Source organism: Pseudarthrobacter phenanthrenivorans (assembly GCF_036455295.1).
In the GTDB taxonomy this organism is placed as follows: Bacteria; Actinomycetota; Actinomycetes; order Actinomycetales; family Micrococcaceae; genus Arthrobacter; species Arthrobacter phenanthrenivorans_C.
This window is the reverse complement of the sequence record NZ_JAYXNX010000005.1, coordinates 298,626-319,778: the sequence shown is the minus strand read 5'-3', so window position 1 is coordinate 319,778 and position 21,153 is coordinate 298,626. Positions and strand designations below refer to the sequence as shown.

The window sequence follows — 21,153 nt, the reverse complement described above, 5'->3', positions numbered from 1 at the left end:
GTCAACCCGCTGAGGATATGGGAGGTATCTTCTCCTGCAGCCACGTCCAACCTCTCTTTGCGCGCATGAATCGGCGCACTCAGGCCAGGCAGGGTGACTGCCCGGCGTACATACGCCGTGTGCGACGTATCGGTTACAACAGCCCGGTCATGTGTGCCGGGCAGCTTCCTAGCGCTCCTATGTCTGCACGGAGTCACAAGGTTCTCGTCCCGCAGGCATAGTTGTCACCAGCCACTCTAGCCCTGACGGGAAGACGATGCGTAGCTGCCCCCCGGGCGCTCCGGTTGTATTTCGTTCGTCATACTGGTTGTGTGACGAAAAGCCCCTGCAGTGGGGCCGCCGTAACCGCATGTGACGCAGAATATGCGCAATCCCGGGGGCGGCAGCTTGAAGCGCAGGCACAAAGGGTGTTGGCTTGGGAGTAATGGAAATCACTATGCGCACCGCATATATGAGGTATTGGAGGAACACGTGAGCGAGGCCGACGCCGCCACTTCGGTAAATGTGGCGGAAAAATTAGGTTTCAAAAACGGGGATCTGATTCAGGAGTTCGGTTACGACGACGATGTCGATTTCGACTTGCGTGACGATATTGAGGACCTCACCGGTTCCGAAATGCTGGATGAGGACGATCACGAGGTAGCGGATGCCGTCATCCTCTGGTGGCGTGACGGCGACGGTGACCTGGTGGACAGCCTGGTGGACTCGCTCACCACACTGAGCGAAAACGGCGTTGTCTGGGTCCTCACCCCCAAGTCCGGCAGGGACGGCTATGTTTCGCCTGCGGACATCCAGGAAGCCGCGCCTACTGCCGGCCTGCATGTCACCACCTCTGCCGGGGTATCGAAGGACTGGAGCGCCACCCGCCTGGTCAGCAGGAAGAACAAATGACGGCAGCGGTTGAGGCCGCTTCCGCCGAGGTCCCTGCCCTGGGGTCACTCGCTCCGGATTTCGAGCTGGCCAACCAGTACGGCGAGCCGGTCAGGCTGTCGTCATTCCGCGGGCAGAATGTGGCAGTGGTGTTCTATCCTTTCGCATTCTCGGGCATCTGCACCGGCGAGCTGTGCGAGATTCGGGACAACCTGGGCCTGTTTGAGGATTCGAACGCCGTGGTCCTGGCAGTTTCCGTGGACAGCAAGTTCAGCCTCCGCGCCTATGCCGCCCAGGAGGGCTACACCTTTGACCTCCTGGCCGATTTCTGGCCGCACGGCGGTGTCGCAGGGGCCTATGGCGTGTTTGATGCCGGCAGCGGCATGGCCAAGCGCGCAACCTTCATCATCGACGCAGAGGGCCGGGTCCGTTACAGCGTGGTGAACCCGCGTGGCCAAGCCCGCGACTTCGCCGAATACCGCAAAGTCCTCGCGGGTCTAAAGCAGGCTTGAACGGCATGGATGGGCAGCGGCGCGGCACCGGGCTTACGGGTTTCGCCAGCATGCCGCCCGTGGATCCTGAGCCGCTTTCAGGTGCTGATTTGGAAGTTCTGGCCCGGATCCGGGACCTGCTCGCCGGCGCTCCCTTCGCGCTGCTGACGGGTGCGGGTCTCAGCACCGACTCGGGAATACCGGATTACCGCGGCCCGGATTCGCCGCCGCGGTCGCCCATGACGTACCAGGAGTTCGTCCGCGACCCGGCCAACCGCCAGCGCTATTGGGCCCGGAACCATATCGGCTGGTCGCATATGAGGCACGCGGACCCCAACCGGGGACATTTTTCCGCCGCCGAGCTGGAACGCCGGGGTTACCTTACCGGCCTCATTACACAGAACGTGGACCGCCTCCACCAGGACGCGGGCAGTTCGAACGTCGTTGATCTCCATGGCCGGTATGACCAGGTCATCTGCCTTGACTGCGGACGTACCTACTCCCGGCGCCTCCTGGCCGGCGTCTTCGAGGAACTCAACCCCGGATTCCTGGAACAGGCAGCCGCGACCGGCCTCGTGGAAATGGCCCCCGACGCGGACGCAACGGTTGAGGACCAGACGCTTATCCGCAGCTTCGTGGTGGCAGTTTGTCCTGCCTGCGGCGGGACACTGAAACCTGACTTCGTCTACTTTGGCGAGAACGTGCCCAAGGACCGGGTGGAACGCTCGTATGCCGTGGTGGACGAGGCGGCGGCGCTGGTGGTGGCGGGGTCCTCCCTGACGGTCATGAGCGGCCTGCGCTTTGTGCGGCACGCCGCCAAGGAAAACAAGCCGGTGGTCATCATCAACAGGGGTGCCACCCGCGGTGATGAGAAGGCGACCATCAAACTCGAAGCGGGGGTAAGCCAGGCGCTGGGCTACCTCGCGGTTGAACTTCCTTCCCTGTAGCGGAGCGGGCACGCCCGGATTCGCGTTTCGTGCCGGGAGTCGGGTAGAGTCTATGTTCGTTGGTTACGGCGGAACGGCCGGGATCAACGCGTTTTGGGTCTTTAGCTCAGCTGGTAGAGCGCCACGTTTACACCGTGGATGTCATCGGTTCGATCCCGGTAGGACCCACCACGAAAACCCCGTTGCCTTGCCCATCGCGGCGCAGGCAGCGGGGCTTTTTCATACCTGGATGCGGCCGCCATTGTCAGACCCCTGCCTTACGTTGCAGGAATGGAAAAGGTCATCGTGCAAACAAACAGCAACGGCATTCCGACGGCGGTGCTGAGCCGGGGCAGGGAATGGGCTGTAGGTGCCGAACCCGTCAGGTGGTTTGAGCGCATCAACTGGTGGGAGACCAGCCGGCGCATGCCAAAGGGCAACAGCGGCGTCGACGTTGAGGTCCTGCAGCTGCAGGTCAGGCTGGGAAACAACAGCAGGTCCGCCTTGACCACGCTGTACCTCCAGCGTGACGGGCTCGGCGGCGGCTGGCACCTCAGGGAAACTGCGGCGGGAGCAGCCTAGGTACGGGGCGCCTTCCGGCTGTTTCCGGACATTGGAAAACCCTCCACCGCGACTATTGGGGGATGCCGCGGGGGAGGGCCTGCAATGAATATACCGTGAACTGCCGGAAACAAAAAGTCATGTTCGTTCTGTGTCGCAAACCCCGGCGTTCCGGCACACGGCAGCACGGCTCCTACTGCCGAACGGGGATGAACACCCGGGGCTGCTCCGTCCACGTATCGGCCATTTGGGACATGGTCCGCCGCATAATCCGGTCTGAGGCTTCGCGGGCCGAGGCGGCATCGCCCCTGGCGATTGCCTCCGCCACATCCTCATGCCACTGCAGGGCAGCCTGGTGCGGGTGGTCGGGCATCAGCCCATGGACCGTGCGGCCGGTCAGGGTCTCGGCAACCTGCCCCATGAGGTTCGCGAACATCTCGTTGCCGGACCCCGAGAGCAGCAGCGAGTGGAAGCGGATGTCCAGCTCCAGGAAGCGCGCAACTTCGCCGTTGTTGCCGGCCTCCCGCATGGCGCGGGCAACGTCAACGAGTTCCATCCGCAGGGGTGCGGGGGCGTTCTGCGCCGCCAGCTCGGCAGCGGCCGGTTCCACTGCTGCGCGCAGTTCGGCAAGGGAACGCAGCTGGGCGCCGCGTGCGTCGCTGGCAAGGCGCCACCTGATCACCTGCGGATCAAAGGGATTCCAACGGCTTGACGGCAAGACCCGGATGCCCACGCGCTTGGTGGTTTCCACCAGCCCCAGCGACTGCAGCACCCGCACCGCTTCCCGGATGACCGACCGGGACACCTTCAGTTCAACCTCAAGCTGCTCGGCCAGCATGACATGGCCGGCAGGAAGATCCCCTGAGATGATCCGCGTGCCCAGGTTGTCGATGGCACGGTGGTGGAGGCTGCTGGTCATGAATCCAAGCCTAGTTGTTGGCAGGCCTCCGGACTGCAGCCCGGCCCCGCCCGCCCGGGACACTGCGGCGCAGCAGCCCTAGACTGGCACCGACACAATCGGTTCCATGACGCGGACGTTACTTTCGCGTCACCGACAGAATATATATGCTTTATTCCGACCCCCTGATCTGCCCCGGCGCCTTCCCTCCTGCGGAAAGCGGCAGCCGAGGCGAACAATGAATTGGAGTTATTGATGTCTGCACACATCGGTGTCACCGGCCTCGCCGTCATGGGCGCCAACCTTGCCCGCAACCTGGCCCGGAACGGGTTCACGGTTGCCCTGCACAACAGGTCGGTGGAGAAGACCGACGCCCTGCTGGAGAAGCACGGCTCCGAAGGGGACTTCATCCGGACCGAAACCCTGCAGGAACTGGTTGATTCCCTGGAGAAGCCGCGCCGCGTGCTGATCATGGTCAAGGCCGGCAAGCCGGTGGACTCTGTGATCGAGCAGCTCGAGCCGCTGCTGGAGCCGGGGGACATCATTATCGATGCGGGCAACTCCCACTATGAGGACACCCGCCGCCGGGAAGCAGCACTGGCCAAGAAGGACCTGCACTTCGTGGGTGTCGGCGTGTCCGGTGGTGAGGAAGGCGCACTGAACGGCCCCTCCATCATGCCGGGCGGCTCCAAGGAGTCCTACAAAGCCCTCGGCCCGCTGCTGGAGAAGATCTCCGCAAAGGTCGACGGCGAGCCCTGCTGCGCCTGGATCGGCACCGACGGTGCGGGACACTTCGTCAAGATGGTCCACAACGGCATCGAGTACGCCGACATGCAGGTCATCGGTGAGGCCTTTGACCTGCTGCGCTCAGGCGCCGGCATCGAGCCTGCCGAACAGGCAAAGATTTTCACCGAGTGGAACAAGGGCGAGCTGTCCTCCTTCCTGATCGAAATCTCCGCGGAGGTCCTGGGCCACGTGGACGCCAAGACCGGAAAGCCGTTCGTCGACGTCGTGGTTGACGCCGCCGGACAGAAGGGCACGGGCCGCTGGACCGTTATCTCAGCCCTGGAACTCGGCTCCCCGGTGTCCGGGATCGCCGAGTCCGTCTTTGCCCGCGCCCTCTCCTCCCAGGCTGCCCAGCGCAAGCTGGGCCAGGAACTCCTGGCCGGCAACGAGGTTAAGGTGGAAATTCCCGAGACGTTCGTCGAGGACGTCCGCCAGGCGCTCTACGCCTCCAAGCTGGTCTCCTACGCCCAGGGCCTGGACATGCTGACCTCTGCTGCCAAGGAATACGGCTGGGACCTGAAGCTGGACGAGATCGCCTCCCTGTGGCGCGCAGGCTGCATCATCCGCGCCGAACTGCTGAAGGACATCACCAAGGCCTACGCCGCCGATGAAAAGCCGGCCAACCTGCTGTTCGCCCCGGCATTCACCAAGGCCATTGCAGACGCCCTGCCGGCCTGGCGCCGCGTGGTTGCAACGGCAGTCCAGCTGGGCATCCCGGTACCGGTGTTTTCCTCGTCGCTCGCGTACTACGACGGCCTGCGCCGCAAGCGCGTGGCCGCCGCCCTGATCCAGGGCCAGCGCGACCTGTTCGGTGCGCACACCTATGGCCGCGTTGACACCGAAGGAACCTTCCACACCCTGTGGGGCGAGGACAAGTCCGAAGTTGAAGCGGTGGACACGCACTAGTACCCCCGCTGCCGCATAACAGAGGCGGGCAGTTCCCCGGTCACCCGGTGGAACTGCCCGCCTTGTTTATGGCTGCTAATGAATCAGATCCGGTATTCGATGTCGTATTCTGCCGGGTCCACGGCGGGTTTGGTTTCCCGCTGCGCGTCGCGGTGCCGCCACTTGGCGGGAACGCCGGTGACGATGGATTCCGGTGGCGCGTCCTTGACCACTACGGCGTTGGCGCCGACGGCGCTGTCCCTGCCGATGGTGATTGGTCCCAGGATCTTCGCGCCGGCACCAATGGTGACACGGTCGCCAATGGTGGGGTGGCGCTTGATCCTGGCCAGGGACCGTCCGCCCAGCGTTACGCCGTGGTAGATCATCACGTCCTCGCCGATCTCGGCGGTCTCGCCAATGACCACGCCCATGCCGTGGTCAATGAAGAAGCGCCGGCCGATCGTGGCGCCCGGATGGATCTCGATGCCGGTCCAGGAGCGGCCCAGTTGCGACAGGAGCCGTGCCGGAAACCGCAGCGACGGGTTCTGCCACATGCGGTGGGTCAGCCGGTGGATCCAAATGGCATGGAGGCCGGAATAGGCGAAAAAGTTCTCAAAAGAACCTCGAGCCGCCGGGTCGTGGGACCGGGCGGCGTCGAGGTCTTCCTTCAGTCTTGCGAAAAAGCCCACAAAGTTCTTTCTACAGGAAACGGGCGGACAGCGGACTGATCAGCCGCGGATGTCGTCATAGAGCACGGTGGAGATGTAACGCTCACCGAAGTCGCACACGACCGCCACAATCAGCTTGCCGGCATTTTCCGGCCGCTTGGCCAGCTCCAGGGCCGCCCAGACGATGGCTCCCGAGGAGATGCCGCCCAGGATGCCTTCCTTGACACCCAGTTCGCGGGCCACCCGGACCGAATCCTCAAGGGTGGCGTCAATAACCTCGTCGTAGACGTTGGTGTCCAGCAGTTCCGGGATGAAGTTGGCGCCCAGGCCCTGGATCTTGTGCGGGCCCGGGGCGCCGCCGTTCAGGATGGGGGAGTCCTTGGGTTCCACGGCCACGATCTGGACGCCCGGCTTGCGTTCCTTCAGGACCTGGCCCACACCGGTGATGGTGCCGCCGGTGCCGATGCCTGCCACGAAAATGTCCACGGCGCCGTCGGTGTCGGCCCAGACCTCCTCAGCGGTGGTCTTGCGGTGGACTTCAGGGTTGGCTTCGTTGGCAAACTGCTGGGCCCAGATGGAGTTTTCCGTGTTGGCCACGATTTCCTGGGCCTTTTCCACGGCACCCCTCATGCCCTCGGAGCCCGGGGTAAGCACAATCTCGGCACCAAAGGCGCGCAGCATGACGCGTCGCTCAGTGGACATGGTCTCGGGCATGGTGAGGATGACCTTGTAGCCGCGGGCGGCGCCAACCATGGCAAGGGCGATGCCCGTGTTGCCCGAGGTACCTTCGACAATGGTGCCGCCGGGCTTCAGGGCCCCGGACTTTTCCGCGGCGTCGATGATGGCAACACCGATGCGGTCCTTGACGCTGTTGGCCGGGTTGTAGAACTCCAGCTTCACGGCAACGGTGGCATCCAGCCCCTCGCTGAGCCGGTTCAACCGGACCAGCGGGGTCCCGCCGACCAGTTGCGTCACATCGTCATAGATCCGTGCCATGTACATACGCCTATCTCTAAGGGGTGAATACTGAGGTCAGCCTAACGAGGCCGGGTAACGGTAGCTAAGCGTTAAGCCACGCAGAGTAATATTTCCGGGCCTTGGCCAGCTTAGGGTTGATGATCACCTGGCAGTACCCCTGCTCGGGGTGTTTGGCGTAGTAATCCTGGTGGAATTCCTCCGCCACATGGAACCGTGGCAGGCGGCTGACCTCGGTGACGATCGGATGCGGCCACAGGGCCTGGTTGCGTTCGATCGCCTCTTCAAAAAGGATCTTCTCCTCGGTGGTCTCGTAGAACATCGAGGACCGGTATTGGGTGCCCACGTCGTAGCCCTGGCGGTTCAGCGTAGTGGGATCGTGCAGGGCGAAGAACATGTCCAGGATGACCTCCGCGGGGATGATTTCCTCATCGAAGGTCACCGCCACAACTTCGGCGTGGCCCGTGGTTCCGCTGCAGACGGAGTAGTAGTCAGGGTCCGGATCGTGGCCGCCGGTGTAGCCGGACACCACCGAAGTGACGCCCCTGGTCTTCTGGTAGACGGCATCAAGGCACCAGAAGCAGCCTCCGCCAAGAACAAAAGTTTTCATGACCTCTTCAATGGTTGACGGCGCAGGATCATTCCCCGGCGGCCCGGCGCGGCCGGTGCAATCTGCGGCGGCCGGTACCCAATGGGGTAAAACTAAGACTATGGAACCTGTGGACACCGACGTTACCGGCCAGGCAGATCACGACGGCGAACCCTCCTCCGACACGCCGGCCCCGACCGGTTCCGCGGACAACCCCACGCTGGCTGAGCTGCTCTTGGCCGTCGAGGAACTGTGGCCGGAATCCCTTGCGGAGAATTGGGACGAGGTGGGCCTGGTGGCAGGGCACCCTTCGGCGTCCGTGTCCAAGGTGATGTTCGCGGTCGATCCCACGCTGGAAGTCATCGACGAGGCTGTGGAGTGGGGAGCCGAACTGCTTATTACCCACCACCCGTTGCTGCTGAAGGGCGTCACGTCGGTGGCTGCCACGTCGGCAAAGGGCCGGGCCGTCCACCGCCTGATTGAGTCCGGGACCGCGCTGCTGACGGTGCACACCAACGGGGACTCCGCCGTCGGAGGTGTCTCCGATGTCCTTGCCGACGCGCTGGGGCTTCAGGACGTCGCGCCACTCACCGTTGCCGCCAACGGACTTCCGGAGGAAGGCATCGGCCGCGTGGGAGACCTGACTGACGCCATGAGCCTGGGCGACTTTGCCGCCCGGGTTTTCGGCATCCTTCCGTCCGTGGCTGGGGGAGTGCGGGTTTCCGGTGACAAGGACGGACTGGTGCGGCGGATCGCGGTATGCGGCGGCGCCGGCGACTCCCTGTTCAATGAGGTGCGGGCCAGCAACGCCGATGTCTACGTAACGGCAGACCTTCGCCACCATCCAGCGTCGGAGGCGCGGGAGGCTGCCCTCAACGGGCGGCCCTACCTGGTGGATGTGTCCCACTTTGCCAGCGAGTGGCTGTGGCTGCCTGCGGCGGCGGCAGCCCTGGGCAACGTCCTGGCGGACCAGGGCCATGAGGTGGAGATCCGGGTCAGCACCACCAACAGTGATCCGTGGGATTTCATCCTGACCCCTGGCTAGCGTTGGGCCCCGGGGCAGGCGGGAGGCTGGGCACGCGCTAGAGTCTAGGAAGCGCCGGTACGGTGCCCGGCTGCGGCCGGAAGGGATCCAGCGGAGGTAACAGTGGCCAAGGCAGCACCGGCGGAACAGTTGAAGTTGCTCGAACTGCAGGGGCTTGACGCCAGGCTCAAGGGACTCGCCAACCGACGCCGCACGCTGGAAAATGATCCCCGTATCAAGGACCTTGAGGCCGCCCTGTCCGTGGCGAACGGCGAACTCGGCGCAGCGAAGGTGGCCGTCCACGACGCCGAGGCCGAGCTGAAAAGGGCCGAGGCCGACGTCGAGCAGGTGGCTTCGCGGATCGAACGCGACGAGGCCCGGCTCAACAGCGGCACCGGGCTCTCCAAGGATCTGGTGGCCCTGCAGAAGGACATCGCTTCACTGAACAAGCGGCGTTCGGATCTTGAAGACGCGGAACTGGAAGTCATGGAACGGCTGGACTCGCTGCGCGGGCGGCAGGCGGCCCAGCAGCAGATCGTCGATGACATCCAGGGATCTTTCGGAACCATCAGGGCCGAGCTTGATGCCGCCCTGGCGGAGGTGGACACGGAGGCAGCGGGGACCGGTGCCCAGCGCGCCGCATTCGCTGCCGGCCTGGATGCCGGAATGCTGGCGGTCTACGAGAAGACCCTGGCAAAGCGGGGAGTCGGCGCAGCGCGCCTCTTCCACGGCACCTCCGAGGCCTCGGGCATGAAGCTCAGCCCCGGCGACCTTGCCGAGATCAGGGCCGCCGCCGCCGACGACATTGTTTTCTGCCCGGACTCGGGCGCCATCCTGGTCCGCTCCGACGAATGGTCCTGAACAGCCGGCAGCGCCCCGCGGGGTAAGTCAGCCGGGCAGGATGATGTTCAGGGCGTGCGGCTTGCGGGCGGTGCCGGGCACCAGTTCGGCGTCCCACTTTTCGCGCGCAGCCTTCAGGAGGTCCGACGGCGACACGGGGGCTTTGCCCCGCCTCACCAGGAGGTGCCGCGCAAGTTCGCCCCGGGTGTGCTTGGCGAAGTGGCTCACCACCTTGCGGACGCCGCCGGTCTCCGTGAAGACGTTCACGGCGACGGTCTGTTCCGGCGGCGGAGCCCACGCGGCAGCATAGGTGCTGGAGCGGCAGTCCACCAGCAGGTGTCCCTGTGCTGCGGCTCCAAGCGCCCCGCCAAGATGCGCCTTCCAGAACGGAGCCAGCCGGCCAATATCGGGCAGTGCGGCGCCCATGGACAACCGGTAGGCCGGGACGCTGTCGCTGAAGCGGAGCGCACCCCAGAGCGCCGAAATTACCACGACCGCCTCATCCGCCTTCCTGCGCTGGGCAGGCGTGAGCGTACGGTAGCCCAGCGCGTCATACAGGACACCTGAGTAGATACTGTGTGCCGGCGCCGCAGGCTCGCCGTGCAGGCGGGTGTTGCGTTCGACGTCGTCCCGCAGCGATGCTCCAACGCCCAGCAGCGCAAGGGCGTCCTCATGCGCGCTGGCCGTACCCAGCGCTTCGAGGACCTTGGCGCGGCAGGGGTTCAGATCCGGAAAGCCCAGGGATGACCAGTCGACGGCAGGACCACTGGGCGCGGGTGTCTTGCCTTCGGAAGGGGGAAGCAGAATCAGCACCGTCCGATCCTACCGGCGGCAGCAGCAGCCGCCAGGCGCCGGTAGGATGGACGCGGATGGGACAGCCAGACGGCCGCGCGCCACGCAGGTGGCTCGAGGAACGTCCGGGCTCCGCAGGGCAGGGTGGTGGGTAACACCCACTCGGGGTAACCCGCAGGCCAGTGCCACAGAAAACAGACCGCCCGCGTTCCCGGCCCCGGCCGGGAACAGCAGGTAAGGGTGAAACGGTGGTGTAAGAGACCACCAGCTTCCCGGGTGACCGGGAAGGCTAGGTAAACCCCACCCGGAGCAAGGCCAGACAGGACACGTTCGAGGGCTGCCCGCCCGAGTGTCCGGGTAGGCCGCTGGAGGGTGCCGGCAACGGTACTCGTAGATGGATGGCCGTCGCTCCCTTGCCGGTAACGGCGGGGGAGAACAGAACCCGGCGTACCGGCTGTCCCATCCACATATCCCGTTTGACCACGGGCAATGTGTCGGGGATGCTGGACCGTGCCCGTAATTCCTGCCCCCCGCCCCGTCGCCCGGCCACCTGTTGCCGGTGCCCGGTCACAGGTGGCTGCACTCGCCGGATTCCTTGCCCTCTCCGCACTGGCCTGGGTGCTCGCCTCGGCCCCCATCATCCTGAATGCCAATGGCTGGTACGCCGGCTCGGTGAAGGCTCCCTGGATGCCGCCGACGTGGATGTTCCGGACCACGTGGATGGGCCTGTACGTCGGGGTGGCCGCAGCGGCATGGCTGGTGTGGCGCAGGGGCGGCCTGACCGGCGGCACCCGTACGGGCTATGTACTCCAACTGCTGCTCAACACTGCCTGGCCGGTGGCATTCTTCGGGCTGTATCCAATGCTTGGAGCGCCGGCCCTCTGGGCGGCATTCCTGATTATCTGCGCACTTGCGGGCACCCTTGCGTTCCTCACCCTGAGGTTCGGACCTGTCGACGCCGCCGCCGGGGTCCTGGTGCTGCCGTATTTCTCCTGGCTTGTCTTCTCCGCCAGCCTGAACCTGTATGCCGCCATGCATAACTGAGAGGGCACCGCCGCATACCGTGTGAGTGATTTCACGCAGCGCAAGCGTGTTCCGTGCGGGGCGCCAAATTAGAATGGATACCGGACGCAGGAGTTCTACCGCCGAAAGTTGCGTTCGCAGCCGGCGGTTTTTCTTTGCACGCGATCCAGGTGCCTGGGGGTCATCCCTGCAGGTGCCGGTGCCCCTGGACATCATCAGGTGGCCTACATCCGTGTACGAGGACGTACACGGCTGAACCGAGGAAGGTATTTCTGTGAGCCAGACGTCTGATTCTTGTCTTGATACGTGGATGGGCCGGGAGGCCCTGGCTGAGGCCATGATCCCGGTCATCGGCAGGCTGTACCGCGAAAACAACGTGGTGACCAGCATCCACGGCCGGAGCCTGATCAACAAGTCCACCATGAACATCCTCAAGGCACACCGTTTTGCGCGCCGGATGAGCAAGGACGAACTGCTCCTGGAGGACACCGCACCCCTGCTCAACACACTCGCCGGACTTGAGCTCGGAGCCGCTGCGATCGACATCGCCCGCCTGAACCAGAAGTTCAAGGAAGAAGGCGACGGCGCCACCCTGGAGGAGTTCCTCCGCGCCGAACTGGCAGAAATCGTGGGCAAGCGGGGCGGTGACGACCGCACCAGCACCGACGTCGTGCTGTACGGCTTCGGCCGCATTGGACGCCTCCTGGCCCGCCTCCTCATCGAAAAGGCCGGTGGCGGCCACGGGCTGCGGCTGCGCGCCATCGTGGTGCGCCGCGGCTCCGACAACGACCTGTCCAAGCGCGCCAGCCTGCTGCGCCGCGACTCCGTCCACGGTTCCTTCGAAGGCACAATCCGGATTGACGAGGCCGCCAACACCATCACGGCCAACGGCGTCCAGATCCAGGTCATCTACTCAAACGACCCCGCCACCATCGACTACACCGCGTACGGCATCAACAATGCCCTGGTGGTGGACAACACCGGCCGCTGGCGGGACGCTGAAGGACTGTCCCAGCACCTGCAGAGCAAGGGCGTGGCCCGGGTCCTCCTGACCGCTCCCGGCAAGGGCGAGCTGAAGAACATTGTCCACGGCATCAACCACCGCGACATCACAGATTCGGACAAGATCGTCTCGGCAGCGTCCTGCACCACCAACGCCATCACTCCGGTGCTGAAGGCCATCAACGACAAGTTCGGCGTGGTCCACGGTCACGTTGAGACGGTCCACTCCTTCACCAATGACCAGAACCTGATCGACAACTTCCACAAGGGCGACCGCCGTGGCCGTTCCGCGGCGCTGAACATGGTCATCACTGAGACCGGTGCCGCCAAGGCTGTGGCCAAGGCCCTGCCCGAACTCCTGGGCAAGCTCACCGGCAGCTCCATCCGCGTCCCCACCCCGGACGTATCGCTGGCCATCCTGAACCTCACCCTTGAGAACGGCACCACCAAGGACGAGGTCAACAACTACCTGCGGGAGATGTCACTGCACTCGGACCTGCGCAAGCAGATCGACTACATCGACTCCCCGGAAGTTGTCTCCACTGACTTCGTCGGCTCCCGCCGCGCAGGCATCGTGGACGGCCTCGCCACGGTATCCACGGACAAGAACCTCGTCCTGTATGTCTGGTACGACAACGAGTTCGGCTACAGCTGCCAGGTGGTTCGCGTCATGGAGGAAATGGCCGGCGTGAACCCGCCGTCGTTCCCTGCCAAGGAAAGCGCGGCAGCCCTGGCGGCCATCGCCGTCTAAGGCACCCTGCCGACACGCCCTGCGAATTCCCGGCTGGTTCTCTGGAATCAGCCGGGAAACGGGACCAGACTGGTGGCATGGACAACGAATCGACTCTTCAGCACGAAACCACCCTCGAACACGCCCTGGACGTGGCAAAAGCCAACCACAAGGAAGCTGTGCGCCTGCTTGAGCGCGCGCGTGCAGGGCAGAAGACGGGCGATGTCAGCGATGAGCGGGTACGCCAGCTCGAGGGCCTGCTGGCAATCGCCGAGGAGGACCTTCGAAGGGTTACGAAGGAGCAGTAGGGGCCGGGGGGACGTGTGACCCGTCACTCGTCCCCAACAGTGTGGATATCACTGGCCGGCCTGGCGCTTTGACCTAGGCTCTTGGGGTGCCTGACTTTCCCTTTCCGCCGTTTACGCCGTGACCGCCAGCTGGTCTGCGTACCGCCGCGCACGCCGCCGTTCCCGGCAGGCCTGGGCCATTTTGGCCGCAGCCGCGCTGGGCATCGTCACCGCCCTCGGCTGGTTCTTCACAGCCGGCCAATTCGCGGCTGGGCCAACGCAGCAGGGACCATCCGAGGCGCCCGTGTTCGACGCCGGCTGGATGAGGCCGGTGCAGGAGCCCCATCCGGTGCCGCCCGGTACGGCCCTGTCGGCGCTGGACGGCCTGGCCGTGAAAGGCCGGGCGCCGGGCGCCAACTACAGCCGGGAGGCCTTCGGCCAGGCATGGCTGGACGTCGACCGGAACGGGTGCGATACCCGCAACGACATCCTTCGCAGGGATCTGTCCGGCGTGGTGTTTTCCGAGGGCTCCACGTGCAGGGTAACGGCCGGGCACCTCCGCGAACCGTATACGGGCAGGGACGTTGACTTCCGCCGCGGCTCCGAGAGCAGCCGCGCCATCCAGATTGATCACGTGGTGGCACTTGGCGATGCCTGGCAAAAGGGAGCGCAGGGACTGGGGGCCAAGGAGCGCCAGAACCTGGCCAACGATCCGCTGAACCTCATCGCCGCGGATGGTGCAGCCAACCAGCAGAAGAGCGCCGGGGACGCCGCCACCTGGCTGCCCAAAAACACGGCCATCCGCTGCCACTATGTGGCCCGCCAGATCTCAGTGAAAGCGGCTTACGGACTGTGGGTCACTGCGGCGGAAAAGGACGCCATGAAGCAGGTCCTCGGTTCATGCCCGAAGCAGCAGACCATCACGGCCCGCTGACCCTGTTCAAAGGCTTCAGTGGCCGAACGGATCCGGATCGACTCCGGGCATCCACGTCAGCCCCGGAACGCCCCAGCCGTTCTTTTTGGCCTGCTTCATGGCCTTCCGGGAATAGCGGTCAATAAGTCGGTTGACGTACAGCTTGCCATCCAGGTGGTCGTACTCGTGCTGGATCACCCTGGCAAACCAGCCCGTGGCCTCAAACCTGACGGGATTGCCATCCCCGTCGAAACCCTCAACACGGGCCCATTCGGCGCGTTTGAGCGGGTACTGCTCACCCGGGAAAGACAGGCAGCCCTCTTCCTCCTCGTCCGGGTCCGGTGCGGCCCCGGAAACCTTGGAGACGGTAAGGACAGGATTGACCACGACGCCGGCTGGGGGAGCGCCGTCGTCATTGGCGTACTTGTAGACGAAAATGCGCTTGCCGACGCCGATCTGCGGCGCGGCAAGGCCCACACCGTTTGCGGCATCGTTGGTTTCGAACATGTCGGCGATCAAGGTCCGCAGTTCGTCGTCGAACACCTCCACCTCGGCGGCGCGGCGGTGCAGGACGGGCTCGCCCCAGATGGTGATCGGCAGAACGGTCATGTCAGTAGTCCTTTGGCTTCGCGGTGTCCCCGGCTGCAATGCACGTACCCCGGCGGGGCACAACAAAAGAGGCCGCACCGGATATCCGGTGCGGCCTCCCTTATTGACGGCTGCATGTGCCGCCCCGTGAGGGTGAGCGACGGGGGTTGAACCCGCGACCTCCTGGACCACAACCAGGCGCTCTGCCAACTGAGCTACGCCCACCATGTGCCTCAAGGGATTTCCGCCTCAGCGGCTCCCTGGAAACGCAACTCAAATAGCTTACCTGCTCGGAAGGGGTGCTTCGTCCACTTTTGCGGTTTTCAGCAAAATTTCATCCGAACGTGGCGCAGATTACTCTGCTGCCTCCACCCCGGCATCGCCATTGGTGATTGCCCGGGCAATCTTTTGCGCCGTGGCGCTGTCAGGTCCGGGAGCGGGAACGAAGACTGCTTCCCGGTAGTAGCGGAGTTCATCAATAGAGTCCTTGATGTCTCCCAGCGCGCGGTGGCCGCCCTTTTTGGCCGGTGACTGGAAGTAGGCCCTGGCATACCAGCGGCGCGAGAGTTCCTTGATGGTGCTGACATCAATGACGCGGTAGTGGAGGTGCTCAACCACGGCAGGCATGTCCCGGGACAGGAAGACGCGGTCCGTCCCCACCGAGTTGCCGCCGAGCGGCGCCTTCCGCGGGTCCGGGACCCACTTGGAGATGTACTCCATGACGGCGGCTTCCGCCTCTTCCATCGTCTTGCCGTTCGGCAGTTCCGCCAACAGCCCTGACTTGGTGTGCATGTCGCGGACGAAATCGGACATTTGCGCTACGGCGGCGTCGTCGGGCTTGATGACGACGTCAACGCCGTCCCCGAGAATGTTCAGTTCCGAATCGGTGACCAGGGCAGCCACCTCGATCAGGGCATCGTTCTTGATGTCCAGACCGGTCATTTCGCAGTCGATCCAGACGATTCGTTCGTTAGATATAGGCACCGGACCAGCCTACCGTTACACTCCCTGACGCCCGGCCGATGCTAGGATTTCGGGTACACGGCGGGTCGCCCTTCCGCCCTTTAAACCTTGTCCCGGCCAGCCCGCGTGGGCCGCCGGGTGAACAGCGGAAACGCACGAAGATTGGACGATCCTGAGATGACGGCGCCCGTGCCCGCGATGGGGGAGATGGCGGCGGCCGGCATTGCCGGGGAAGGCAGTGCCGAGGTGGACAATCCCCGCTCGCCCCTGCTTGCCGGTTTCCTGGGTTCCATGTTCATGCTGATCGGATCGATCGGCGTTGGCTGGCTGGCCCCCGTTTCCGAACTGCGCCGCATGCCCCTCTTCATCTGGATGCGCACCGAGGCCCCGGGCGTGGCCCTGTCCATTGTCCTGGTGGCCGGAGGGGGCATGCTGCTGGTGCGCGCGTGGCTCCGGCTTGGGCAGAAAGTCCGCGTGTGGGGTGACCAGGCGCGGAGGGCCACCCTGAGCGCCGTGGTGGCGTGGGGACTTCCCATGGTTTTCAGCGTGCCCCTGTTCAGCCGGGATGTATACGCCTACATCGGCCAGGGGCGCCTGATGGTGGAGGGATTCAACCCCTACGAACACGGCATCTCCGCCCTGTCCAACTACTTCCAGCTCGGCGCCGACAAGATGTGGACCGAGGCGCCGGTTCCCTACGGGCAGCTTTTCCTATGGCTCGAACAGTTCATCGTATGGGTCACCGGCGTCCAGCCCGAGGCCTGCATCATGCTGTTCCGCCTGGCCTCCCTGGCCGGGGTAGCGCTGTGCGTCATTTACGTGCCCCGCCTCGCCGAACTGCACGGCGTCAACCCCCACAGGGCACTCTGGCTCACCGTGGCCAATCCGCTCTTCCTGACCAACTTCATCGCCAGTGTGCATAACGACTCACTGATGATCGGGCTGGCCCTGGCCGGGTTGTACTATTCCGCAACCCACCGGCAGATCAGCGCCATCATTCTGGTCACGCTGTCCATCGCGGTGAAGCCCATCACCATTGTCTTCCTGCCGTTCATCGGCCTGTTGTGGGCCGGCAGGAAGGCGGGATGGCTACGAAAGACGGCCTTCTGGGCGCTGACGGCCGGACTGAGCCTGGGGCTCCTGACCGCGATGAGCATGGTTAACGGATTTGGCTTTGGCTGGATCAACGGTCTTTCAGCTCCCGGCAGCATCTCCATCTGGTATGCCCCCGTGGGCCTGATCGGCATGGTGGTTGCATCCCTGGCCACGGCTTTGGGTTTCGACGGGTCGGTTCCCGCCGGCTGGGTGTTCGACGCCGGGAAGCTGCTTGCGGTGGGCATCATCGCCTGGCAGATTCTCAAGGGGGACTACGACCGCCTCATGCGCCGCCTTACGCTCTCCCTGGCAGCGGTGGTGCTGCTGGCCCCCATCATCCAGGCCTGGTACGTCGTCTGGCTGATACCCCTGTTCGCCGTGACCGGCATCCGCAACGACTGGCAGGTGAAGGCGCTGTATTTCGTAGTGTCCTTCTTCATGATCTACGCCATCTCGGACCAGCTGGACGTTTTCCCGTATCTTCAGACCCAGGACCTGGGCTTTGCCCTGGCACTGGCCAGGGTGGCCGCGGCGCTGACGGCGCTCCTCTTTGCCCTGTACCTGATCTTTTGGGATCCCGGCACCCGCCGGCTGTTCCGCAAAACGCACGAACCCGTCGTCGAACGGCCCGTGATCTAACTCCCGCCCATCGCGTCCCGGTTGCTGCCGCGCACACCCAGGCGCCGTAGGGCTTCCCTTTGCGACAGCGGGCTCAAAGCGCCCGAGTTGCGGCTGACGAACGCCTCCACCCATTCAGGTGCAGTCCTGGCATATTGCCGCAGCGCCCATCCGATCGCCTTCCGGATGAAGAACTCGGGGTCTCCGATGTTCTGTTCGATGACGTCCGCGAGCAGTTGGGGGTCGGTGGCCTTTCCGGCGCGAAGCTGGGAGGTAATGGAAGCCCTGCGGATCCACACGTCCGGATCGCGGCTCCACTGCCTGAGGACGGCGGACATGGTTTCGCCGTGCGCCAGCAGCAGGCCGCAGATCCGGCCGGACACGCCATCGGCAAAATCCCACCACGCGCCCGTCCTGATGATCTCCTCGTACACGGGAAGCATGTCCATCCAGCCGCCCAGCAGGCGGTGTGCCGTCAGGTCGATGGCGGCGTACCGCTCCTCCCGGAAGGTTGAGCTCCGCCACAGTTCCAGGACGGTGGCGCGCAGCTGCGCCGCGGACGCGGGCGGAAAGTCCCGGACGGCCTGGGCAGCCACCCGCCGAACCTCGGGAACCCTGACGCCCAGCGACGGGATCCGGGACTTCATGTAGGCCTGCGCGCCGGCAGCCCGCTCCGGGTCGGCCATCGCGCGAAGCGCCGACTTGACGGCTGCGACGAGATCCTGGTCAGCGGCGGATTCCATGCAGCAACCTTAGCCATTGCGGGGGGCCGGGTGAGGTACGCTGATGAGCGCTAACAACCAGCGACCCAAGGGGAATCCATGCCCGAAACCGATGTCCACATAGCCCACGGACCCTACTTCGCCGTCGTAACCCCCCGGGGCGGGGCGCTGCGCGAACTGCGCCACAACGGCAGGAACCTGGTGGTGGGCTTTGGCGCGGAGGGCGCCGTGCCCGACTACCGCGGAGTCATCTGCGCCCCCTGGCCCAACCGGCTCGCGGACGGCACGTACACCTATGCCGGCAAGTCATACGCCGCCGCTGTCAACGAACCCGAACGGGGTTCCGCCCTCCATGGCCTTGCGATCCACCGGGCATGGGAACTTGTTGACGCTGCGGCAGCCCAGGCAGTCTTGCGCTGCCGCATTCCGTCAGGACCCGATTACCCCGGCGACCTGGAGCTCACGGTCACGTACTCCCTTTCGGACAACGGCCTCCAGGGAACGGTGCAGGCGGTCAACGCCGGTTCGGTTTCAGTACCGTACGGAGTGTGCCCGCATCCCTATCTCGTGGCGGGGCCTTCCCCCTTGGATGACTGGTCGCTGGAACTTCCCGCCGATACCTACCTCGAGGTCACTCCGGACCGGCTGCTGCCCGTGGGTCTGCGGCCGGTTGAGGGAGGCGGCTTCGACTTCCGTTCGTCCCGTCGCCTGGGTCAGGTCAAGATTGACCACGCCTTCAAGGACATCTCCCGCGACGCTGCCGGCCTGGCGCGGGTGCGGGTGCTTGACCCGTCAGGTACAGGCGTGGAGCTGGAGTGGGGGCCGGAGTGGCCCTGGGTCCAGGTGCACACCGGGGACAAACCCGCAGGGCCGGACCGTCTTGGCTTGGCGGTCGAGCCCATGACGTGCCCGCCTGACGCACTGCATTCCGGGACGGACCTGGTGCACCTGCAGCCCGGCGGATCCCACTCGGCTGGCTGGACTATCCGCGCACTGGGCTAGCTGCTCTTGCTGCAGCGGCGTCCGTCCACCCGGCCCGCTGCAGCCATGCGGCGCACAGAGACGTCCATTGCTGCGGCCCGGGGACGTCCGTGGCAAGTCCCAGCCCGTGGCGTCCGTGCGGAAAGACGTGGAGTTCCGCGGGAACGCCTGCCGCAAGGAGGGCCCTGGCGTAGTTCAGGCTGTTGCTCACAGGTACGGCCGCGTCGTCGGCCGTGTGCCAGAGGAACGCCGGGGGCGTGCGGGGCGTGACGTTCAGTTCCGCTGACAGGGCCGTCAGAAGGTCTGACGGCGGTGCGTCGCCCAGGAGGTTCATCACAGACCCCTCATGCGTTTCGCAGGTCATGGAGGCCGCGGGGTAGCAAAGCACCGAAAGATCCGGAACGGCGGCAGGCACGTCGAGGGCCGGGTTCCCCGTGGCCGCTGCCGTGGAGAGGGTGGCGGCCAGGTGGCCGCCGGCCGAGAAGCCAAGGACGCCTGCGCGCCCAGTGTCAACAGCCAGCCCGTGCTGCCCGCTCCGGATGTAAAGCATGGCTTCCTTGGCATCCTCCAACGGAGCCGGGTGCCGGTCCGGGGCCACGCGGTACCGCAACACGAACGCATGGATGCCCAGCCCGGCCAGCCAGTCCGCTACGGGCTCCGCCTCATGGTCTGCCTGGCGGCCATAGCCGCCCCCGGGCAGTACCAGGATCGCGGGCCGGGGTCCGCCGGCTTCCGGACATGCGGGGATGGCGGAGAGCCCGCGGGGAGGTGTCACGCCGCTTCGGTGCTGCGCCGCAGCGTGACCTCGCCGGTGACGGTGCCCGGAGCGGCCTCTTCGCCCTCTTCGCCGTTCGGGCGGACGCGTGTGGCCCGGGTGGCGAGCCGCCCAATATCTTCCAGGGGCAGGCGGACGGTGGAGAGGGCAGGCCGGAAGTCCCGCAGGGTTTCGATGTCGTCGAACCCGGCGATCGCGGCGTCGCGCGGAATACGGAGCCCCTCTGCCCGGAGCGCCGCTGCCGTTCCGATGGCCATCACGTCGTTGACGGCGAAAATGCAGAGCTTCGGCGCCGCCTTTCCCGGCCCTGGCGCTTTGATCCGTCCAGCCAGTTGAAGGCCGGCGTCATATCCGCCGGACCGGTTGAACGCGGTCCTGAGGACTTCGGCCTGCGGCCGCCCGGCCCGCTCCAGTCCTTCCTGGAAGCCACGCACGCGGTCATCCGATGTGAGCAGGCCCTCTGGTCCGCCCACGATGACAAAGTCGCCGTCCCAGCCTGCTGCAAGTTCCGTGGCCAGCCGGCGGGCAAGCTCCTGGTTGGGGACTCTCACCACGTGGTAGCCCTCCTGGACAGTGGCGCCCACCACGGGATGTCCCACAACGGCCACCTGCCCGCCGTTCCGGCAGTACCGGTCAAGTTCTGCTGCGAGTTCCGCGTTGCCGTCCTGGTCCTCCGTCCGGCAGGAACGCGACCCTGCGATGACGATCGAGTCAGCGCGGCGGGCGGCGAACGCGGCCACCGCTTCCTTTTCGTCCGCCGGGCCGCCGCCGGTGGTGGCCAGCAGCACCATCTTGTGCTGTTCCCTTGCCGCTTCCTGGACACCCCTGGCAATGGCGGCGAAGTAGGGGTCGGCGATGTCATGGACGATCAAACCGATCAGTCCGGAGCTGGACTTTGCCAGCCCCTGGGCCTGGGCATTGGGGATGTAGCCAAGCGATTCAGCCGCCTGCCGGACCCGCTCGGCGATGTCCTTGCCCGGCTTGCGGGCAGAACCGTTGAGCACGCGGGAGGCCGTGGCGGGCGAGACGCCGGCAAGGCGCGCCACCTCGGTAAGGGTACTTGCAGCCACTGCATCTCCTGATTGTCGGACGGGGGCTCAAACGCTAAGCACATTATGGCAGGTCACCTTCCTTCCGGAAAGCGCTTGCCA

General features: G+C 65.2%; 23 protein-coding genes, 2 tRNA genes and 1 other RNA gene. 15 read left to right on the top strand and 11 right to left on the bottom strand.

Annotation, left to right across the window (positions count from 1 at the left end; translation table 11 throughout):
- The first annotated feature begins 471 nt into the window (after positions 1 to 471).
- From VXJ37_RS09355 to VXJ37_RS09335, 5 genes are all read left to right on the top strand, one after another.
- Complete coding sequence (locus tag VXJ37_RS09355; RefSeq protein WP_142133578.1) at positions 472 to 891, top strand: DUF3052 domain-containing protein; 420 nt, start codon at positions 472 to 474, stop codon at positions 889 to 891.
- Complete coding sequence (locus VXJ37_RS09350; protein WP_331322745.1) at positions 888 to 1,382, top strand: peroxiredoxin; 495 nt, start codon at positions 888 to 890, stop codon at positions 1,380 to 1,382. Before VXJ37_RS09355 ends, VXJ37_RS09350 begins: the two co-directional genes overlap by 4 nt.
- 5 nt (positions 1,383 to 1,387) lie before the next feature.
- On the top strand, positions 1,388 to 2,308 hold the full coding sequence (locus tag VXJ37_RS09345; RefSeq protein WP_331322763.1) for a Sir2 family NAD-dependent protein deacetylase: 921 nt from the start codon (positions 1,388 to 1,390) through the stop codon (positions 2,306 to 2,308).
- Positions 2,309 to 2,403: 95 nt separating this feature from the next.
- A tRNA-Val gene (locus VXJ37_RS09340) sits at positions 2,404 to 2,479 on the top strand.
- A 99-nt stretch (positions 2,480 to 2,578) separates the two neighbouring features.
- On the top strand, positions 2,579 to 2,869 hold the full coding sequence (locus VXJ37_RS09335) for a hypothetical protein (RefSeq protein WP_331322744.1): 291 nt from the start codon (positions 2,579 to 2,581) through the stop codon (positions 2,867 to 2,869).
- A gap of 172 nt (positions 2,870 to 3,041) precedes the next feature.
- Here VXJ37_RS09335 and VXJ37_RS09330 read toward each other — a convergent pair whose 3' ends face one another.
- Positions 3,042 to 3,767: a FadR/GntR family transcriptional regulator gene (locus VXJ37_RS09330; RefSeq protein WP_331322743.1), complete on the bottom strand. Its 726-nt coding sequence runs from the start codon at positions 3,765 to 3,767 to the stop codon at positions 3,042 to 3,044.
- A 234-nt stretch (positions 3,768 to 4,001) separates the two neighbouring features.
- On the opposite strand from VXJ37_RS09330, the gene gndA reads away from it, so the two are divergent.
- Complete coding sequence (gene gndA, locus VXJ37_RS09325; protein ID WP_331322742.1) at positions 4,002 to 5,438, top strand: NADP-dependent phosphogluconate dehydrogenase; 1,437 nt, start codon at positions 4,002 to 4,004, stop codon at positions 5,436 to 5,438.
- Positions 5,439 to 5,521: 83 nt separating this feature from the next.
- Here gndA and epsC read toward each other — a convergent pair whose 3' ends face one another.
- The 3 genes from epsC to msrA form a co-directional block, all read right to left on the bottom strand.
- Positions 5,522 to 6,106 (bottom strand): serine O-acetyltransferase EpsC, encoded by a 585-nt coding sequence (gene epsC, locus VXJ37_RS09320; RefSeq protein ID WP_018769514.1) that lies wholly within the window; start codon positions 6,104 to 6,106, stop codon positions 5,522 to 5,524.
- A gap of 39 nt (positions 6,107 to 6,145) precedes the next feature.
- On the bottom strand, positions 6,146 to 7,081 hold the full coding sequence (gene cysK / locus VXJ37_RS09315) for a cysteine synthase A (protein WP_331322741.1): 936 nt from the start codon (positions 7,079 to 7,081) through the stop codon (positions 6,146 to 6,148).
- A gap of 64 nt (positions 7,082 to 7,145) precedes the next feature.
- Positions 7,146 to 7,670: a peptide-methionine (S)-S-oxide reductase MsrA gene (gene msrA, locus VXJ37_RS09310; protein WP_141941854.1), complete on the bottom strand. Its 525-nt coding sequence runs from the start codon at positions 7,668 to 7,670 to the stop codon at positions 7,146 to 7,148.
- 100 nt (positions 7,671 to 7,770) lie between these two features.
- Between msrA and VXJ37_RS09305 the strand changes: the two genes are divergently transcribed.
- Positions 7,771 to 8,694 carry a Nif3-like dinuclear metal center hexameric protein gene (locus VXJ37_RS09305; RefSeq protein WP_331322740.1) on the top strand — a complete coding sequence of 308 codons (924 nt, stop codon included), beginning with the start codon at positions 7,771 to 7,773 and terminating at the stop codon, positions 8,692 to 8,694.
- Between the two features lie 102 nt (positions 8,695 to 8,796).
- Entirely contained in the window at positions 8,797 to 9,534 is a 738-nt protein-coding gene (locus tag VXJ37_RS09300) for a zinc ribbon domain-containing protein (protein WP_331322739.1), read from the top strand.
- Between the two features lie 27 nt (positions 9,535 to 9,561).
- Here the strand turns inward: VXJ37_RS09300 and VXJ37_RS09295 are convergent, their stop codons facing one another.
- Positions 9,562 to 10,326, bottom strand: coding sequence for a YaaA family protein (locus VXJ37_RS09295; RefSeq protein WP_331322738.1), 765 nt, complete (start codon positions 10,324 to 10,326; stop codon positions 9,562 to 9,564).
- 57 nt (positions 10,327 to 10,383) lie between these two features.
- On the opposite strand from VXJ37_RS09295, the gene rnpB reads away from it, so the two are divergent.
- The 5 genes from rnpB (at position 10,384) to VXJ37_RS09270 (ending at position 14,281) form a co-directional block, all read left to right on the top strand.
- Positions 10,384 to 10,771: RNase P RNA component class A (rnpB, locus tag VXJ37_RS09290), an RNA gene on the top strand.
- A gap of 44 nt (positions 10,772 to 10,815) precedes the next feature.
- Positions 10,816 to 11,349, top strand: a complete 534-nt coding sequence (locus tag VXJ37_RS09285) for a TspO/MBR family protein (protein ID WP_331322737.1) — start codon at positions 10,816 to 10,818, stop codon at positions 11,347 to 11,349.
- Positions 11,350 to 11,602: 253 nt separating this feature from the next.
- Positions 11,603 to 13,081 (top strand): glyceraldehyde-3-phosphate dehydrogenase, encoded by a 1,479-nt coding sequence (locus tag VXJ37_RS09280; protein ID WP_331322736.1) that lies wholly within the window; start codon positions 11,603 to 11,605, stop codon positions 13,079 to 13,081.
- Between the two features lie 77 nt (positions 13,082 to 13,158).
- Positions 13,159 to 13,368, top strand: a complete 210-nt coding sequence (locus VXJ37_RS09275) for a hypothetical protein (protein WP_331322735.1) — start codon at positions 13,159 to 13,161, stop codon at positions 13,366 to 13,368.
- A gap of 118 nt (positions 13,369 to 13,486) precedes the next feature.
- Positions 13,487 to 14,281: an HNH endonuclease family protein gene (locus VXJ37_RS09270; protein ID WP_331322734.1), complete on the top strand. Its 795-nt coding sequence runs from the start codon at positions 13,487 to 13,489 to the stop codon at positions 14,279 to 14,281.
- A gap of 15 nt (positions 14,282 to 14,296) precedes the next feature.
- Here VXJ37_RS09270 and def read toward each other — a convergent pair whose 3' ends face one another.
- The 3 genes from def to orn all read right to left on the bottom strand — a co-directional run bounded on the left by def (position 14,297) and on the right by orn (position 15,832).
- A complete protein-coding gene (def, locus tag VXJ37_RS09265; protein WP_331322733.1) occupies positions 14,297 to 14,869 on the bottom strand; it encodes a peptide deformylase in 573 nt (190 codons plus the stop codon).
- Positions 14,870 to 15,000: 131 nt separating this feature from the next.
- Positions 15,001 to 15,073: transfer RNA gene (locus tag VXJ37_RS09260), tRNA-His, on the bottom strand.
- A 129-nt stretch (positions 15,074 to 15,202) separates the two neighbouring features.
- Positions 15,203 to 15,832, bottom strand: a complete 630-nt coding sequence (orn, locus tag VXJ37_RS09255) for an oligoribonuclease (protein WP_331322732.1) — start codon at positions 15,830 to 15,832, stop codon at positions 15,203 to 15,205.
- Between the two features lie 156 nt (positions 15,833 to 15,988).
- Between orn and mptB the strand changes: the two genes are divergently transcribed.
- On the top strand, positions 15,989 to 17,545 hold the full coding sequence (mptB, locus tag VXJ37_RS09250) for a polyprenol phosphomannose-dependent alpha 1,6 mannosyltransferase MptB (protein ID WP_331322731.1): 1,557 nt from the start codon (positions 15,989 to 15,991) through the stop codon (positions 17,543 to 17,545).
- Here the strand turns inward: mptB and VXJ37_RS09245 are convergent.
- Positions 17,542 to 18,267 (bottom strand): DNA alkylation repair protein, encoded by a 726-nt coding sequence (locus VXJ37_RS09245; protein ID WP_331322730.1) that lies wholly within the window; start codon positions 18,265 to 18,267, stop codon positions 17,542 to 17,544. The genes mptB and VXJ37_RS09245 overlap by 4 nt on opposite strands.
- A gap of 78 nt (positions 18,268 to 18,345) precedes the next feature.
- Between VXJ37_RS09245 and VXJ37_RS09240 the strand changes: the two genes are divergently transcribed.
- Positions 18,346 to 19,248 carry an aldose 1-epimerase family protein gene (locus tag VXJ37_RS09240; protein WP_331322729.1) on the top strand — a complete coding sequence of 301 codons (903 nt, stop codon included), beginning with the start codon at positions 18,346 to 18,348 and terminating at the stop codon, positions 19,246 to 19,248.
- On the opposite strand, the gene VXJ37_RS09235 is transcribed toward VXJ37_RS09240, so the two are convergent.
- Positions 19,229 to 20,002 (bottom strand): alpha/beta hydrolase, encoded by a 774-nt coding sequence (locus VXJ37_RS09235; RefSeq protein WP_331322728.1) that lies wholly within the window; start codon positions 20,000 to 20,002, stop codon positions 19,229 to 19,231. The genes VXJ37_RS09240 and VXJ37_RS09235 overlap by 20 nt on opposite strands.
- Positions 19,999 to 21,072, bottom strand: coding sequence for a LacI family DNA-binding transcriptional regulator (locus VXJ37_RS09230; protein ID WP_331322727.1), 1,074 nt, complete (start codon positions 21,070 to 21,072; stop codon positions 19,999 to 20,001). Before VXJ37_RS09230 ends, VXJ37_RS09235 begins: the two co-directional genes overlap by 4 nt.
- Positions 21,073 to 21,153: the final 81 nt, after the last annotated feature.

Bases quoted from the DNA above. Each gene is read 5' to 3' on its own strand.
- VXJ37_RS09350 (WP_331322745.1), top strand. From the start codon at position 888: ATGACGGCAGCGGTTGAGGCCGCTTCCGCCGAGGTCCCTGCCCTGGGG.
- def (WP_331322733.1), bottom strand. From the start codon at position 14,869: ATGACCGTTCTGCCGATCACCATCTGGGGCGAGCCCGTCCTGCACCGC.
- VXJ37_RS09305 (WP_331322740.1), top strand. From the start codon at position 7,771: ATGGAACCTGTGGACACCGACGTTACCGGCCAGGCAGATCACGACGGC.
- VXJ37_RS09345 (WP_331322763.1), top strand. From the start codon at position 1,388: ATGGATGGGCAGCGGCGCGGCACCGGGCTTACGGGTTTCGCCAGCATG.
- cysK (WP_331322741.1), bottom strand. From the start codon at position 7,081: ATGGCACGGATCTATGACGATGTGACGCAACTGGTCGGCGGGACCCCG.
- VXJ37_RS09240 (WP_331322729.1), top strand. From the start codon at position 18,346: ATGCCCGAAACCGATGTCCACATAGCCCACGGACCCTACTTCGCCGTC.
- msrA (WP_141941854.1), bottom strand. From the start codon at position 7,670: ATGAAAACTTTTGTTCTTGGCGGAGGCTGCTTCTGGTGCCTTGATGCC.
- VXJ37_RS09330 (WP_331322743.1), bottom strand. From the start codon at position 3,767: ATGACCAGCAGCCTCCACCACCGTGCCATCGACAACCTGGGCACGCGG.
- mptB (WP_331322731.1), top strand. From the start codon at position 15,989: ATGACGGCGCCCGTGCCCGCGATGGGGGAGATGGCGGCGGCCGGCATT.
- VXJ37_RS09245 (WP_331322730.1), bottom strand. From the start codon at position 18,267: ATGGAATCCGCCGCTGACCAGGATCTCGTCGCAGCCGTCAAGTCGGCG.
- gndA (WP_331322742.1), top strand. From the start codon at position 4,002: ATGTCTGCACACATCGGTGTCACCGGCCTCGCCGTCATGGGCGCCAAC.
- VXJ37_RS09335 (WP_331322744.1), top strand. From the start codon at position 2,579: ATGGAAAAGGTCATCGTGCAAACAAACAGCAACGGCATTCCGACGGCG.
- VXJ37_RS09275 (WP_331322735.1), top strand. From the start codon at position 13,159: ATGGACAACGAATCGACTCTTCAGCACGAAACCACCCTCGAACACGCC.